This is a genomic window from Pseudodesulfovibrio sediminis (assembly GCF_020886695.1).
Lineage (GTDB): Bacteria > Desulfobacterota > Desulfovibrionia > Desulfovibrionales > Desulfovibrionaceae > Pseudodesulfovibrio > Pseudodesulfovibrio sediminis.
In genome coordinates, this window is record NZ_AP024485.1 from 2,124,328 (window position 1) to 2,138,792 (window position 14,465).

A 14,465-nucleotide genomic window follows, 5' to 3' on the forward strand; every position below is an offset into this window, starting at 1 on the left:
TATGCCAAGAGAATTGCGCTTTTTTTTAGAATATATGTGTTTCCCACTATGGATTAGCGATGAAGAGGGAGTTGTAGGCACTATCGACCCAGAATCACTATCAATAAGCGATGACCTAAAACATGATATAAAGGAGTGGGATAGAATATTCCAAGCCACATTGGATCAAAGATATCCACCTGATTCTGGGTTCTCTTCAAAGTATGCAAATGAGTTGTTATGGAAAGCTTTTGATGAAGAAGGGAAAAGCCTTTTTGTTCGTCTTAAGCAAGAGCTAAATGGGATTTATAAGATTACATCAGAAAAATATGACAATGGAAATTAATTCGCCACAAACATGAAAACGATCTGGACACGCTACTCATCAATCAGGTTGAGGAGCGCAATTAGTAAGTATTAAGCGACATCATACGTATTTTTCAACTTAAAGGCCCGACTCAACCGGGCCTTTTCTTTTGCTCTTTGACATAGCCTGTTCATCACCACTGCCGACGGCGTGGTGGTCGAGTACAAGGAAACCGGCAACGTTCAGGAGGATATTGCCCAGCTCGCTCAGGCTCCTGGTCTGGAATGGATGGCCGAGATCGCCAATCGCGACGACGTCAACTGGCAGGCCGTGCAGGAAGTCCATGATCAATGGAAGGAGACCAACGGCGGCGTAGGCGGTCCCGGCATGCAGCTCCTGTCCCTTGCCATGGCCGTGGCCTTGTCCTTTACCGGAGTGGGCGCCGCTGCGGGTACAGCCATTGCCGACACTGTGGGGATGGCAGGCAATGCAGCCATGACCGCCGCATTCTCCGCTGGTTTCAACTCTCTGGTCATCCAGGCAAGTATGCAGGTCGTGGGTAACGGCGGCGACATCGGGGCCGCGCTCGAGGCTTTGGCCTCCATCGACACGGTCCGCGCACTGGCAACAGCCATGCTGACCGCCGGACTGAGCAAGGGAATCATTGATTATGTAAACGGTGATGAAGTGACCGCGGCCACCGGAGCAGCCACTGAAGCGGCCAAAACTGCCGAAGAAGCCTCCTTCATCGCCGACCTCGCCCAGAGCCTTCAGGATAGCGCCATCCAAGCCGGAGTCAGTGCCGGAGTAGACACCGCCATCAACGGCGGCAACCTGGGCGAAAATCTGCTGGCAAATATGCGCAGTGCAGCGGTCTCAACGCTGGGAGCGACACTGGCCAACGAAATTGGCGAGGCCTACCACAAAGGCGACCTCGATTACGTCACCCACAAGATCGCCCATGCAGCCCTCGGTGCGGCCATGGACCTCGCAATGGGCGGCGATGGCGTCTCAGGAGCCATCGGCGGTGCCGTGGGTGAGATCACCGGTGAGGCTCTGGCGGGCGAAATCAAGCAGGCGCTGAAAGACGGCAATATTGATCCGACTCAGGTGCAGGACTGGATGGCGGCGGGAGTTGATGTGTCAAAACTCGCGGCAGGTCTTGTTGCGGCGGCTGCGGATCAAGACATAGGGACAGCCGCGGAAGCAGCGGGCAATGCTGCCGAAAACAATGCCTTCTTTGTCGCGGCAGCTATTATTCTCGAAATTGCCGATAAAATAATGATGGCCGCAGATATCGCTGAGTTTGGCGAAGCTGTTATCATAGGTGATAAAGAGAAGCAGGAAGAATTGATACTTGGCTTCCTCATCGGGATGGGAATTGAGAATACGATAGGCAATTTGGTGCCTGGCAGTTACGTTGCTCTCCGCACAGCCCTCAAGGCTGGTAAGCTGGATGTCGTATTGAAATTATTGCCCGACAGTGCGATAAAATGGATGGTCAATCATGCAGATGAGGCATTTAGCAAGCTCCAAAAAAAGCTCATTGACGAATATCCGGACCTGCAAGATGCACTGACGCATTTTGACTTCGACAGCCTCAAGAGTAGCGACGAACTGGAAACGCTCGTTGCCAAGAGGATGGATGAAATCAATGTCCCAGCCAGCGGTGCGGGTACGGATGTTGCCAAAGTTGCTGATGAGGTCGCAAGTGATGCATTGAAAGTATTCAAGGCGGATGGAGCAGGTAAACTTATTGGCGCAGAGAATGCCTATATTGACTCTCGAAAATTTACAGAATACGCTTTAAATCCAAACCATGCATCCGGGGGAAATAAAGCTAGAGTTTTTAATTCTGTTTTAGGATATAATCAATCGAACTATGATAGTTTAATTGCACAAATACAACGTGGGATAAAAGATAATATAGCAATTTCTGGGAAAATAGATAATTTTGGCACTAGGTTTACAGTTGACATTCCAGTTACAGGTCCAAAAGGCAGTGCTGTCGTCAGAACTGGGTGGATTTACAAGCCAGGAGAAAACATCCCCTCACTAACAACACTATTTGTCAAGTAGAGGTAAGGTTATGATGTTAAAAATATTTGACGTCGTTGTGATAGTTAGAGATATGCCATTGTTTGGGTTAATTGAAGGCATGATTGGAACTGTCGTTGAAGTGTTTACTAATCCAGCAGATGCATATGAAATTGAATTTTGTGACAAAGATGGAAAGACAATAAAACTATGTACAATTGAAGAGAATCAACTACGTGATCATATTTTACTAATCCAATGAGCACAAGATTGTTGTATAAGAAGACTGGGGTCAGGTCTTGAATTATAAGTTTCTTTGTCCGCATGCTGTAAGCATGGCACATCCTCTCCGCATACAGTAACATGGGGAAATATGGGGACACAATACTGATTTGAACCTTAAGAATTAAAATATCAGGCCCGGTTCCACCGGGTCTTTGTTTTGCTCTTTGACATCCCCCTCCCTCTATCACCTCCATCATCGGTAATGTCGCCTCTCAAATTACATCGGGCACAGACACCACTATCACCGCTGCCAATGATGCCACTATTATTGGCTCAACCGTGGCGGCCGAAAAAGATGTGAATATCGCCGCTGATCGCGATGTGAATATTATTCCGGGTCGCAATTCCCAGTCTTCCCAGAAAAGCAGCAAGGAAGGCGGTATTGGTATCGGCCTGACGCTGTCTGAAAATGAAGTCAGCATAAGCGCCGGATACAAAGGCGTTGAGACAAAGACCAACTCATCCGGCAAATACAATGCAGGTTCCCTGATCAGCGCGGGCAATGATGTAAAAATAGACGCCGGGCGCAACATCAATCAGGTTTCCTCGGAAATAGAAGCCGGTCAGGATGTGAACATGAAGGCCGGTGAAGACCTCAACGTCACGGCCGCGCAGGATGTTGAACATCTCGATGAATACGTCAAGTCCGTTGAGGTAGGATTAAAGCTGGCTGCCAAGCAGTCGGTCTCGACCGCCATAAGAACACTCGTTGACACACCGAAAAACATGACCTCCGGAGAAGGCGGTGTCGGGGCCAAGGCTGTTACGGCTGGCAGTGGCGCGCTTCAGGCGGTTTCTGCCGCCCAGCAGGTGTCCAATCCGAGTGCTTCTGTATCGCTGACAGCTGGTCTGTCCATGACCGAAAGCCGGTTCAGCAGCGACTCGGCAACCTCTGTAAGTTCGCAGACCTCTGCAGGACGTGACGCCAATATTGAGGCCGGGAAAAACCTGACCATTGAAGGTGCCACTGTTCTGGCCAATGAAGATGTCGCTCTGACCGCCGGAGAGGATATTGCCATTTCTTCGGCCGCCAACAATCGGGAGACCTCGTCGAGTTCCAGTTCCATTTCTGCAAGCGCAGGCATTGGAGCCACCGTCAGCGCGGCCAACGGCGCGGCTGCTGGCGTGCAGGTATCCGGTGCGGCCTCCGGGTCCGACAGCGACTACCGCTCCGACTCCAACACCAATGCCCAAGTTGTGGCGGGTCAGGATCTGACCGTGAAATCCGGCCAGGATACCACTGTTGCCGGGGCGAACCTTGAAGGCAACAAGGTCAACATGGACGTTGGTGACAATCTGGTTGTCGCCAGCAAGCAGGACACCAGCAAATCCAAAAGTTCAAATTGGAGCATCGGCGGCAGCGCCACCATCGGCATGGGAGCGTCCGTGGCCGCGGACGCCGCAGGCGTGGTGGGCATGGACGCCGACAGCCAGACCGGTGACTCCGCCAATATCGGCATGGGCAAAGGCTCCGGCTCATCCGCCTGGGTGAACAACCAGACCTCGATTGTCGGCAAGGAGCAGGTCGATATCCGCGTGGAAAACAACACCCACGTGGAAGGCGCGGTCATTGCCGCCGAAAATGGCAACCTCAAGCTCGATACCGACACCCTCACCTACAAGGACATCTACGACCACAACAAGGCTTCGAGCTATCAGGCCAGCCTGTCTGGATCGGTGAGTGCGGAGAATGAAAAGGACAGCGAAACGCGCAAAGACGGAGAAGAGGGCAACCCCTATGCAGGAACGCTGGAAGGCAGCGCCTCCTCCCACGACCGCCGCCAGATCAACCGCGCCACCATCGGCGAGGGCGAGATCATCATCCGCTCCGACCCCGCAGCCGGGCTGGAGGGCCTGAACCGCGACCTCGCCAAAGCACAGGAGATCACCAAGAACGAGAAGACCTCGGTCACGGTGTACATTGATAGTGCCGCGATTGAGGAAATCGCGGGCGGGTTTAAGGGGATTCAGGAGAATGCGAAGAAGACGACCACTGCAATCAGTGATCTTATTGCGGACTTGAAAGGCAAGGCTCAACTGACGCCTGCTGAAATGACGTGGTTGAAAGATGGGATTTTAGAGGAGCTAAAAAAGTCAAATATTTGTGGCTCAGAAGTCTTGGCCGAAGAAATCGGCGGGGCAATCGGTGATAGCGTTGCGAATGTCTACAATAAATTAAGGGAAATGGGATATTCGAACTCTAAGGCATTGGCTGAAATTGAAAAAAGCTTTCAGACTGTTGGGAAATGGGCAGAAGAGAGTGTTGCGAAAGGAGTTGCCATCAACTCAGTTGATGGGCGCAACTATGTCAAGCTTCCCGACAGCAATGGCATTGTAGGTGTAGTCGCCGGGATAGATGATGGGGCTATTGTCCTTGCTGCCTTAGCAACTCTCACAACGATTGCTATTCTATCCCAAACGAACCCAGAGCTGGCCCGGCAGTTGGGAGAGGGGCTTGCAAACACCGTTGACGCCATCGCACCAATCGTCAACGAAAAGCTGATCGCCGTTTCCGATTCGTATGCTTCATTGACGAATCAGACCCTTGTCCAAATAGATTTTGGAGATGGATATTTTCATGATGTTTCTATGGACGTCTTGGAATATGATCAGGCAACAGGGCATCCCTCTCTTGTTAAGGTTAAAGATTCCAATGCCGTCTACGAGGTGACATATGACCCCAGCACGGATACGTTGTATCCTACCTACGGTCAAAAGGAGCTAGTCTATAAGGACGGGATTGTTGTTGAAGCATCTAATACTGTAGGCAATGGCAGTGGAAGCAGTTCGGGAAGCGGCATTAGCAGTTCTGAATCCACCCCAGGTGATCCCAATCAGCATGGAAATGGGGATGACGATGATCCTGATAAAAAACCTGAATACAAAAGTAATCAGGCTCATAAGCCCGGTGGAAACGGATTTAGACCCAATAAAACTGTTGAACCCAAAGATGCTGCACAAGCCTATAAAAATGCGGTTCCAAAGGGCGATGGAAAGACTTGGTACTCTTGGAGCACAGATGGCAAACAGATATATAGATATAGTGCAGATAATGCTGGCACAGCTCATTTTAATGGTGTCGTTGACAAAAGGCTGGTAGAAAAAATGGGTGATAAGGCTTTTAATAATCTAGGAACGGATTATAAATCAGTATTACGGCTGATCAGAAAGACGGGGAAACAATGATTATTGGGAATAAACAAAAATTTGCATTAGATATTAGATTATTCTTTAAAGATGATAACTCAATTTATTTTCAATCAAGTTTATGGATTGGTGGACGGCAAATATCTGGAGGAAATGATGAGGTGGTCTTGTTCCAGTTGATTTGTGATTTGGAAGCAGCCATTTCTTTTAATGGGAAGAGATCGTTTGATACTTTAGACGAATTAGATGCTGATTATTTCTACCCCAATTTTTTAGATGCAGTTTTTATGGAAGATAGTAATCATAAGTACTATAGTATATCTCAAGAAGAGAAATGGATAAATGCACATATAGATGTCCCCCCAATCACTAATTTTGGTTTTATGTGGCTTATTGATGGATATCAAAAGTCAACTGTGATTACCCATGATGATAAAATTGGAACTTGTAGAGATTTTCTCCCCAAAGGATATATAGATAATGTATTGGTTGAGTTGAAAAAAAATGTTAACATTTGGTTAAAAAATAACGAGGTCCCTCCCATCTCTGTGTCGGTCGGAAGCTCTGAGCTAATTGGAGATAAAAAGAGGTTTGCAACGGAAATCGCACTTGGAATGCCGTACGAAGGGAGGTTGGCTGGAAAATTTTGTTACTGGGTAAACGGTGTTAAATTCGGAGATTTTACCTTTACATGGGTGAACGAAATTAAGGAGGAATTGCTACAAATTATTAAGAACACCAATTCCCGAGCGAAGAATGCTTTGTTTTCATATAATGCACACGATTTATATTACAACTTCAGCCATACGGTTTTTATGGGAGACAAATTCCATCCCTGCTGGGAAAAATCTCTTGAAGAGCTTTGGGAAAAGTCTGATATAACACCAAATATTATTCCTCAATTTGATGGTGTAACAGTTGTTTCGGTTGACAATGAAAACAAGTCAAAAGTTGTTGCATATGATTTCGATAAATCGCTTGTTGAATGTATTATAGAACGTGGACAGGTTGATAAAATTCTAACTGATACTATTCTTGTCATTGAGAATTGGGAAAAATCTACAAGAGGAACTAAGAAGAAAAATTAGTATAATAGGGACGTCTCCCTTTAACCTGCCCCACTGTCCTAGCTTATGGGCGTTACTCCAACTAGTTATCGAGCCTCTCCCCCTCCTCCCACGACCGCCGCCAGATCAACCGCGCCACCATCGGCGAGGGCAATACCTCCATATACGGCAGCACGCTCAAGGCCGGACAGGATGTGGCCGTCAAATCTACCGGAACGCTGGATATCACAGCGGCCCAGGTTGAGAATTCCCGGAAAATTCAGGAGGAAAGCTCGGGCTTCATGGGCACAGGCTCCATGGAACTCGGCGAGAAGGACACAATTACCAACGTCCGTAGCCAGATCGAAGGCAATGGCAAGGTCACTCTCGAAGCCAAGGATGACGTCACCCTCCAGGCCGCCACCCTCACCTCCGGCGCTGAGACCGAGATCACCAGCACCCAAGGCCAGGTAGCCATGCTGGTGGCCAAGGACAGGGAGTATGAACACTCGGTGAAGTCGGATACCGGGTTCTTTGCGTGGTCCTCCACGGACGCAGGCACCGTGGACGAGACTATTCAGCACACCAATATCACCGCCGGGGGCGGCCTGTTCATCACCACTGCCGACGGCGTGGTGGTCGAGTACAAGGAAACCGGCAACGTTCAAGAGGACATCGCCCAGCTGGCCCAGGCCCCTGGCTTGGAGTGGATGGCCGAGATCGCCAATCGCGACGACGTCAACTGGCAGGCCGTGCAGGAAGTCCATGATCAATGGAAGGAGACCAACGGCGGCGTAGGCGGTCCCGGCATGCAGCTCCTGTCCCTTGCCATGGCCGTGGCCTTGTCCTTTACCGGGGTGGGTGCGGCTGCGGGTGCAGCCATTGCCGACACTGTGGGGATGGCAGGCAATGCAGCCATGACCGCCGCATTCTCCGCTGGTTTCAACTCTCTGGTCATCCAGGCAAGTATGCAGGTCGTGGGTAACGGCGGCGACATCGGGGCCGCGCTCGAGGCTTTGGCCTCCATCGACACGGTCCGCGCACTGGCAACAGCCATGCTGACCGCCGGACTGAGCAAGGGAATCATTGATTATGTAAACGGTGATGAAGTGACCGCGGCCACCGGAGCAGCCACTGAAGCAGCCTCCGAAGCGGCCAAAACTGCCGAAGAAGCCTCCTTCATCGCCGACCTCGCCCAGAGCCTTCAGGATAGCGCCATCCAAGCCGGAGTCAGTGCCGGAGTAGACACCGCCATCAACGGCGGCTGACCTGCCCCCCGAAAACTGGCCCACCTCGAATGTTAGTAGTATGGGCCATGAAGGAGGCAAGACATGGCCATCAAACGACACACCCCCGAACAGATTATCTTCAAGCTCAGAGAAGCTGACGTTGCCTTGGCTCAAGGTGCGCGAGTTGCGGATGTCTGCCGTCAATTGGGCATAACCGAGCAGACGTATTATCGCTGGCGCAAAGAGTACGGCGGTTTGAGGACGAGTCAGGCCAGGCAGCTTAAGTTGTTGGAGCGAGAGAACACCAGGCTCAAGAAGTTGGTTGCTGATTTGAGTTTGGATAAGCAGATCCTTTCAGAGGCGCTCAAGGGAAACTTCTAAGCCCTGAACGTCGTCGCAAATGTGTGAAGCATGTTCAGGCTGTCCTTCATGTGTCCGAGCGTCGGGCATGCAAGGTCGTCGGACAACCTCGAACCAGTCAGCGGTACCAGAAGCGTGTGGCTGACGACGAAGAGGCATTGACCAACGCCATCATTTCGTTTGCCAGCGAGTATGGACGATATGGATACAGGCGAATTACGGCATTGCTCCGAAATGAAGGCTGGCATGTGAATCACAAACGAGTCGAACGCATATGGCGGCGTGAAGGGCTGAAAGTCCCACAGAAGCAACCAAAGAAAGGACGATTGTGGCTGAATGATGGTTCATGCATTCGCCTTCGTCCTTGCTGGCCAAATCATGTCTGGGCTTATGACTTCGTCATGGGTCGAACGCATGATGGTAAGGCGTTTCGTATGCTGACCATCATCGACGAGTTCACCCGCGAATGCCTTGGGATACCTGTTGCGAGGAGCATGAAGAATGAGGATGTGATGCATGTCCTTGCGGACCTGTTTGTCAGCAGAGGGCAACCAGACTTCATCAGATCAGACAACGGTTCTGAATTCACAGCAAAGGCGATTAGGAAGTGGCTCAAATATGTCGGAGTCAGTACGGCTTACATCGAACCTGGTAGCCCATGGGAGAATGGGTACAGCGAAAGCTTCAACGGGAAGCTACGAGATGAATTGTTGAACGGAGAGATTTTCTATTCGTTGAAAGAAGCGCAGGTAGTGATCGAGAATTGGCGGCAGGAATACAATACCATCAGGCCTCACAGCTCATTAGGATACAAGCCGCCTGCGCCGGCCGCGCGGCTCCCCCTAGGGGGAGCTATCCTGGGGACTGGACAACCTCAGCAGGAAGAGTGCAGACTAACATAAGCCCGGAACATAAACTGGGGGCAGGTCAATCTGCCAGAAGATGTGAAGCAAAGGCTTGAAGAGAAAGTTGTTGGTCTGGGCGATTCTGCTGAAGAAAATATGAAGGAGATGATTCGGCAAGGCGTTGATCCTGAAGTCGCTCAAGAGTTACTGAATGACGAACAATATCAAGAATATCTTGTAAGAACTGCCAAATTGGAAGCTGAGTATCATGACAACCCAAAACAATTTTTGGAAAAGTTGGGGATCCCAATCAAGGATGGCGAAACGGCAGAAGATATAGAACAAAAAGCAGATCTATATCTTCGATGGTTGTCCTCCCTGTCAGACAATGAAATTGAATCTGAGGATCCTACGAATACAGTTGAGCACGATAACGACTTACTTGAAGGGCTTACCTATAAACTCCAGCCAAATGGTGCAGGAAAGATTGAATTAAAGATTGGTGCCTCGGAAACTGATTTTACTTCTCACGAGAGTATTGGCATTTTATTATCTCAGATCGATAGTAATAACGATCTTGAATATAATGACTCCAGCCTAAAAGCCGGAATCATGCAATGTTTGCTGAACGGGCGGAGGTTTATAGACAGTATTCCAGCCGATGACATGAACAAAGCTCAAGCAGCCCTATTGGGTATGCAACTTGCCTCAGGTGGACCTGTAAAAGTAATGATTGGCTATTCGGTTGCCATGGCTTTCGAAGCGGTGGCCGGAGATTCCATTGAGCAGGGCAAGGACTACATTGCTCAGGAAGTCGCAATACTTTTGCTGGCTGGAGATTTGACAAACGAAGAATTTAAACAAATCAACTGCCCGGATGGTGACTGCTCTGATAAATCAGCCTCCACAGGCAGCTATCTTGTTGATTTTAATAAAGATAATGTTAAATTTGGGGTTAACATTATTGCTGGCACTGTCGGGAGTATTATTAGTAAGAAGGTCTCGGTAAAGTTACATAAGAACCCGTTGACTGCCAAGATAGGGGATGTAATTGCTACTCCTAAGAGTCACAGGGAATTGTTTAACAAACTTCCTGGCGGCAGGTGGCAGCATAAAAAGTCTGGGGCAATATATAAAAAAAGTACCTCAGCCCATACAGGTAAGAGTGGAGAGTGGAAAATTAGTCTGAAGAAAGGCCAAGGCTCTAGAAAGAGCAAGAAGATAACTATTGATCTTGATGGGACTGTGTTGGGAATTGACAAGTAAAGGAGAAAGACAAATGCGCTTGACACAGATGTTTGAAGAGATAAAACAACAATGGCCAAAAGAAATCTTAATTGGTGATTGTATTTTATGGGATGACCAGGAAGGACTGAACTGCGAATGGTTGGATAGTTTATTTTGGGAAATAGATACAAGTTGTGTCCATGGCGAGTGGGGAAAATTAATGAATTGGGGAATTGTGTGCGGTCTCGATAAGTATATCAGATCACTACAGCCTCCATATCCAGAAAAAATTAACATTGAATGCCTAGATATTAATCGTGCAGTTGAAGCAATAAAGGACAGTCTAGCTACTCCTGACTCTGGCTATTATCCAGAAGGCTACAAATATGAAAACGATCTGGACACGCTGCTCATTAATCAGGAAGGAGAACTCAATTCGTAAGTAGTAAATGACACCATACGAATTTTTCAGTTTAAAGGCCCGACACACCGGGCCTTTGTTTTGCTCTTTGACATAGCCTGTTCATCACCACCGCCGACGGCGTGGTGGTCGAGTACAAGGAAACCGGCAACATTCAGGAGGATATCGCTCAGCTGGCCCAGGCCCCTGGTCTGGAATGGATGGCCGAAATCGCCAATCGCGACGACGTCAACTGGCAGGCCGTGCAGGAAGTCCATGATCAATGGAAGGAGACCAACGGCGGCGTAGGCGGTCCCGGCATGCAGCTCCTGTCCCTTGCCATGGCCGTGGCCTTGTCCTTTACCGGGGTGGGTGCGGCTGCGGGTGCAGCCATTGCCGACACTGTGGGGATGGCAGGCAATGCAGCCATGACCGCCGCATTCTCCGCTGGTTTCAACTCTCTGGTCATCCAGGCAAGTATGCAGGTCGTGGGTAACGGCGGCGACATCGGGGCCGCGCTCGAGGCTTTGGCCTCCATCGACACGGTCCGCGCACTGGCAACAGCCATGCCGACCGCCGGACTGAGCAAGGGAATCATTGACTATGTAAACGGTGATGAAGTGACCGCGGCCACCGGAGCAGCCACTGAAGCAGCCTCCGAAGCGGCCAAAACTGCCGAAGAAGCCTCCTTCATCGCCGACCTCGCCCAGAGCCTTCAGAATAGCGCCATCCAAGCCGGAGTCAGTGCCGGAGTAGACACCGCCATCAACGGCGGCAACCTGGGCGAAAATCTGCTGGCAAACATGCGCAGTGCAGCGGTCTCAACGCTGGGAGCGACACTGGCCAACGAAATTGGCGAGGCCTACCACAAAGGCGACCTCGATTACGTTACCCACAAGATCGCCCATGCCGCCCTCGGTGGGGCCATGGACCTCGCAATGGGCGGCGATGGCGTCTCAGGAGCCATCGGCGGTGCCGTGGGTGAGATCACCGGCGAGGCTCTGGCGGGCGAAATTAAGCAGGCGCTGAAAGACGGCAATATTGATCCGACTCAGGTGCAGGACTGGATGGCGGCGGGAGTTGATGTGTCAAAACTCGCGGCAGGTCTTGTTGCGGCGGCTGCGGGTCAAGACATAGGAACAGCAGCGGAAGCAGCGGGCAATGCTGCCGAAAACAATGCCTTCTTTGTCGCGGCAGCTATTATTCTCGAAATTGCCGATAAAATAATGATGGCCGCAGATATCGCTGAGTTTGGCGAAGCTGTTATCATAGGTGATAAAGAGAAGCAGGAAGAATTGATACTTGGCTTCCTTATCGGGATGGGAATTGAGAATACGATAGGCAATTTGGTGCCTGGCAGTTACGTTGCTCTCCGCACAGCCCTCAAGGCTGGTAAGCTGGATGTCGTATTGAAATTATTGCCCGACAGTGCGATAAAATGGATGGTCAATCATGCAGATGAGGCATTTAGCAAGCTCCAAAAAAAGCTCATTGACGAATATCCGGACCTGCAAGATGCACTGGCGCATTTTGACTTCGACAGCCTCAAGAGTAGCGACGAACTGGAAACGCTCGTTGCCAAGAGGATGGATGAAATCAATGTCCCAAGCAGCGGAACGAGTACGGATGTTGCCAAAATTGCTGATAAGACCGAAAATGTCGTCGATTCAGTATCGAAGGTGGATAAATGGAGTCGACTGCCTAAGACCCTCCAAGATGAGATGGCGCTTAAGGCCGCGATGAGAGGAGAAGGAACCCCGATAGTTCAGGGATTAAATGATTCGAGGTATAAAGGAATGTGGAAAATGGAATACAAGGTAAAGTCAAAGGCTGGCAGAGATTCAGTAGTACATTATGTTCTTGACCCTAAGACGGGAAAGACGATGGATTTTAAATTCAAAAAACACAGCGACGGAACAATTATTCATTAACTTTTCGAAATACAGAGGAAAGTAGTTGTGATAGTGAAATGCATAGGGAATGCTCGCGAGCACCTCTCAAGTAAACGTTCAAAGCAGGCGTGGGATAAATACTGTAATATAGAGGAAACATGTTGCGAAATAGGCGAAAAATACATTGTTTATGGTATAATTTTTTTCGACTTTGACGTGCCTCAATTCTTAATTTGCACCTCTGAAGATGATCAATACCCGGTACCGCACTTTGCAGAGCACTTCAAAATATTAGAAGGAGATATCCCAGAAGGCTGGGTTTTTAAGTCAGAGACCCCAGATTATGAGGGGCCAGTAATTTTGCCCAAACGAATCGCAAATGAATATATTTTTATGGAAAAGCTATATGATGGTGACCCTGATGCCGTTCAATGTTTTCTTCAATTGAAAGAGGAAATGAAAGAAAAGTACAAGGACAAGCTTTAGGATTTGAAGGTCCAAGTGCCCTACTCAGCCCAATGCTGCTAGGGACTGGTCGGAGGTCCTTTTTTCACTAGGAAGGCCCGGTCCAACCGGGCCTTTGTTGTGCTCTTTGATATCCCCTCCCACTATCACCTCCACTATCGGCGGTGTCGTTGGTGAGATCACCGGCGAGGCTCTGGCGGACGAAATCAAGCAGGCGCTGAAAGACGGCGATATTGATCCGACTCAGGTGCAGGACTGGATGGCGGCGGGAGTTGATGTGTCAAAACTCGCGGCAGGTCTTGTTGCGCAAAACATAGGAACAGCAGCGGAAGCAGCGGGCAATGCTGCCGAAAACAATGCCTTCTTTGTCGCGGCAGCTATTATTCTCGAAATTGCCGATAAAATAATGATGGCCGCAGATATCGCTGAGTTTGGCGAAGCTGTTATCATAGGTGATAAAGAGAAGCAGGAAGAATTGATACTTGGCTTCCTCATCGGGATGGGAATTGAGAATACGATAGGCAATTGGGTGCCTGGCAGTTACGTTGCTCTCCGCACAGCCCTCAAGGCTGGTAAGCTGAATGTCGTATTGAAATTATTGCCCGACAGTGCGATAAAATGGATGGTCAATCATGCAGATGAGGCATTTAGCAAGCTCCAAAAAAAGCTCATTGACGAATATCCGGACCTGCAAGATGCACTGGCGCATTTTGACTTCGACAGCCTCAAGAGTAGCGACGAACTGGAAACGCTCGTTGCCAAGAGGATGGATGAAATCAATGTCCCAGCCAGCGGTGCGGGTAAGACGAATCTACCAGAACTGCCAGGATGGGAAGGTTCGCTCTCTGCCCGTAGATTGGCCCCCGGAGCGGCTTCGCACGGCAGCGATCTGCCCAGAATCATCGAGGGACAGACATGGCTTAAAGGAACCGCAGGCAATGCCGGTAAAGTCCCTGCTCAAATAGCCGAAAAGTTGAATGGAAAAGAGTTTGCCTCATTTAATGACTTCCGAAAATCTTTTTGGCAAGAGGTCGCAGCGGATCCTGTGTTAAGTAAGCAATTTAGTAAGTCGAATCAGCAATTGATGAGCGACGGTTATGCTCCATACGCTTCTGCGTCAGAACAGGTTGGTGGAAGAGTCAAGTGCGAATTAGACCATGTTCAAGAGTTGCAACATGGAGGTAATGTTTACGATATGAACAATATTGTGATTAGAACTCCATACAACCATATAAAAAAGTAGTTG

General features: G+C 49.5%; 12 protein-coding genes. All 12 read left to right on the top strand.

All coding sequences use genetic code 11. The features are described from left to right. The first annotated feature begins 1 nt into the window (after nt 1). Nucleotides 2–325, top strand: coding sequence for a hypothetical protein (locus tag SRBAKS_RS10205; RefSeq protein ID WP_229590774.1), 324 nt, complete (start codon nt 2–4; stop codon nt 323–325). A 174-nt stretch (nt 326–499) separates the two neighbouring features. After that, nucleotides 500–2,365 (top strand): DUF637 domain-containing protein, encoded by a 1,866-nt coding sequence (locus SRBAKS_RS10210; RefSeq protein WP_229590775.1) that lies wholly within the window; start codon nt 500–502, stop codon nt 2,363–2,365. A 10-nt stretch (nt 2,366–2,375) separates the two neighbouring features. Then, entirely contained in the window at nt 2,376–2,585 is a 210-nt protein-coding gene (locus SRBAKS_RS10215; protein ID WP_229590776.1) for a DUF4926 domain-containing protein, read from the top strand. Nucleotides 2,586–2,824: 239 nt separating this feature from the next. Continuing rightward, nucleotides 2,825–5,794, top strand: a complete 2,970-nt coding sequence (locus SRBAKS_RS10220) for a hemagglutinin repeat-containing protein (protein WP_283816560.1) — start codon at nt 2,825–2,827, stop codon at nt 5,792–5,794. Continuing rightward, entirely contained in the window at nt 5,791–6,843 is a 1,053-nt protein-coding gene (locus SRBAKS_RS10225; protein ID WP_229590777.1) for an Imm42 family immunity protein, read from the top strand. The genes SRBAKS_RS10220 and SRBAKS_RS10225 overlap by 4 nt, the downstream gene beginning before the upstream one ends. Nucleotides 6,844–7,016: 173 nt before the next feature. Beyond that, complete coding sequence (locus tag SRBAKS_RS10230) at nt 7,017–8,069, top strand: DUF637 domain-containing protein (RefSeq protein ID WP_229590778.1); 1,053 nt, start codon at nt 7,017–7,019, stop codon at nt 8,067–8,069. A gap of 63 nt (nt 8,070–8,132) precedes the next feature. Continuing rightward, a protein-coding gene (locus tag SRBAKS_RS10235; protein ID WP_229590779.1) for an IS3 family transposase occupies nt 8,133–9,292 on the top strand; the annotation gives its coding sequence in 2 pieces (ribosomal slippage) (nt 8,133–8,403 and nt 8,403–9,292; 1,161 coding nt in all). Nucleotides 9,293–9,334: 42 nt separating this feature from the next. Next, the gene (locus SRBAKS_RS10240) at nt 9,335–10,501 is read left to right on the top strand and encodes a hypothetical protein (RefSeq protein WP_229590780.1); all 1,167 of its coding nucleotides are present in this window, start codon (nt 9,335–9,337) and stop codon (nt 10,499–10,501) included. A gap of 13 nt (nt 10,502–10,514) precedes the next feature. After that, nucleotides 10,515–10,904 (top strand): hypothetical protein, encoded by a 390-nt coding sequence (locus SRBAKS_RS10245; protein WP_229590781.1) that lies wholly within the window; start codon nt 10,515–10,517, stop codon nt 10,902–10,904. Nucleotides 10,905–11,005: 101 nt separating this feature from the next. Beyond that, nucleotides 11,006–12,793, top strand: coding sequence for a DUF637 domain-containing protein (locus SRBAKS_RS10250; RefSeq protein ID WP_229590782.1), 1,788 nt, complete (start codon nt 11,006–11,008; stop codon nt 12,791–12,793). Nucleotides 12,794–12,820: 27 nt separating this feature from the next. Then, the gene (locus tag SRBAKS_RS10255; protein ID WP_229590783.1) at nt 12,821–13,240 is read left to right on the top strand and encodes a hypothetical protein; all 420 of its coding nucleotides are present in this window, start codon (nt 12,821–12,823) and stop codon (nt 13,238–13,240) included. Nucleotides 13,241–13,346: 106 nt separating this feature from the next. After that, nucleotides 13,347–14,462 carry a hypothetical protein gene (locus SRBAKS_RS10260; RefSeq protein ID WP_229590784.1) on the top strand — a complete coding sequence of 372 codons (1,116 nt, stop codon included), beginning with the start codon at nt 13,347–13,349 and terminating at the stop codon, nt 14,460–14,462. The last annotated feature ends 3 nt before the right edge of the window (nt 14,463–14,465 follow it).

Bases quoted from the DNA above. Each gene is read 5' to 3' on its own strand.
- SRBAKS_RS10245 (WP_229590781.1), top strand. From the start codon at position 10,515: ATGCGCTTGACACAGATGTTTGAAGAGATAAAACAACAATGGCCAAAA.
- SRBAKS_RS10215 (WP_229590776.1), top strand. From the start codon at position 2,376: ATGATGTTAAAAATATTTGACGTCGTTGTGATAGTTAGAGATATGCCA.
- SRBAKS_RS10205 (WP_229590774.1), top strand. From the start codon at position 2: ATGCCAAGAGAATTGCGCTTTTTTTTAGAATATATGTGTTTCCCACTA.
- SRBAKS_RS10225 (WP_229590777.1), top strand. From the start codon at position 5,791: ATGATTATTGGGAATAAACAAAAATTTGCATTAGATATTAGATTATTC.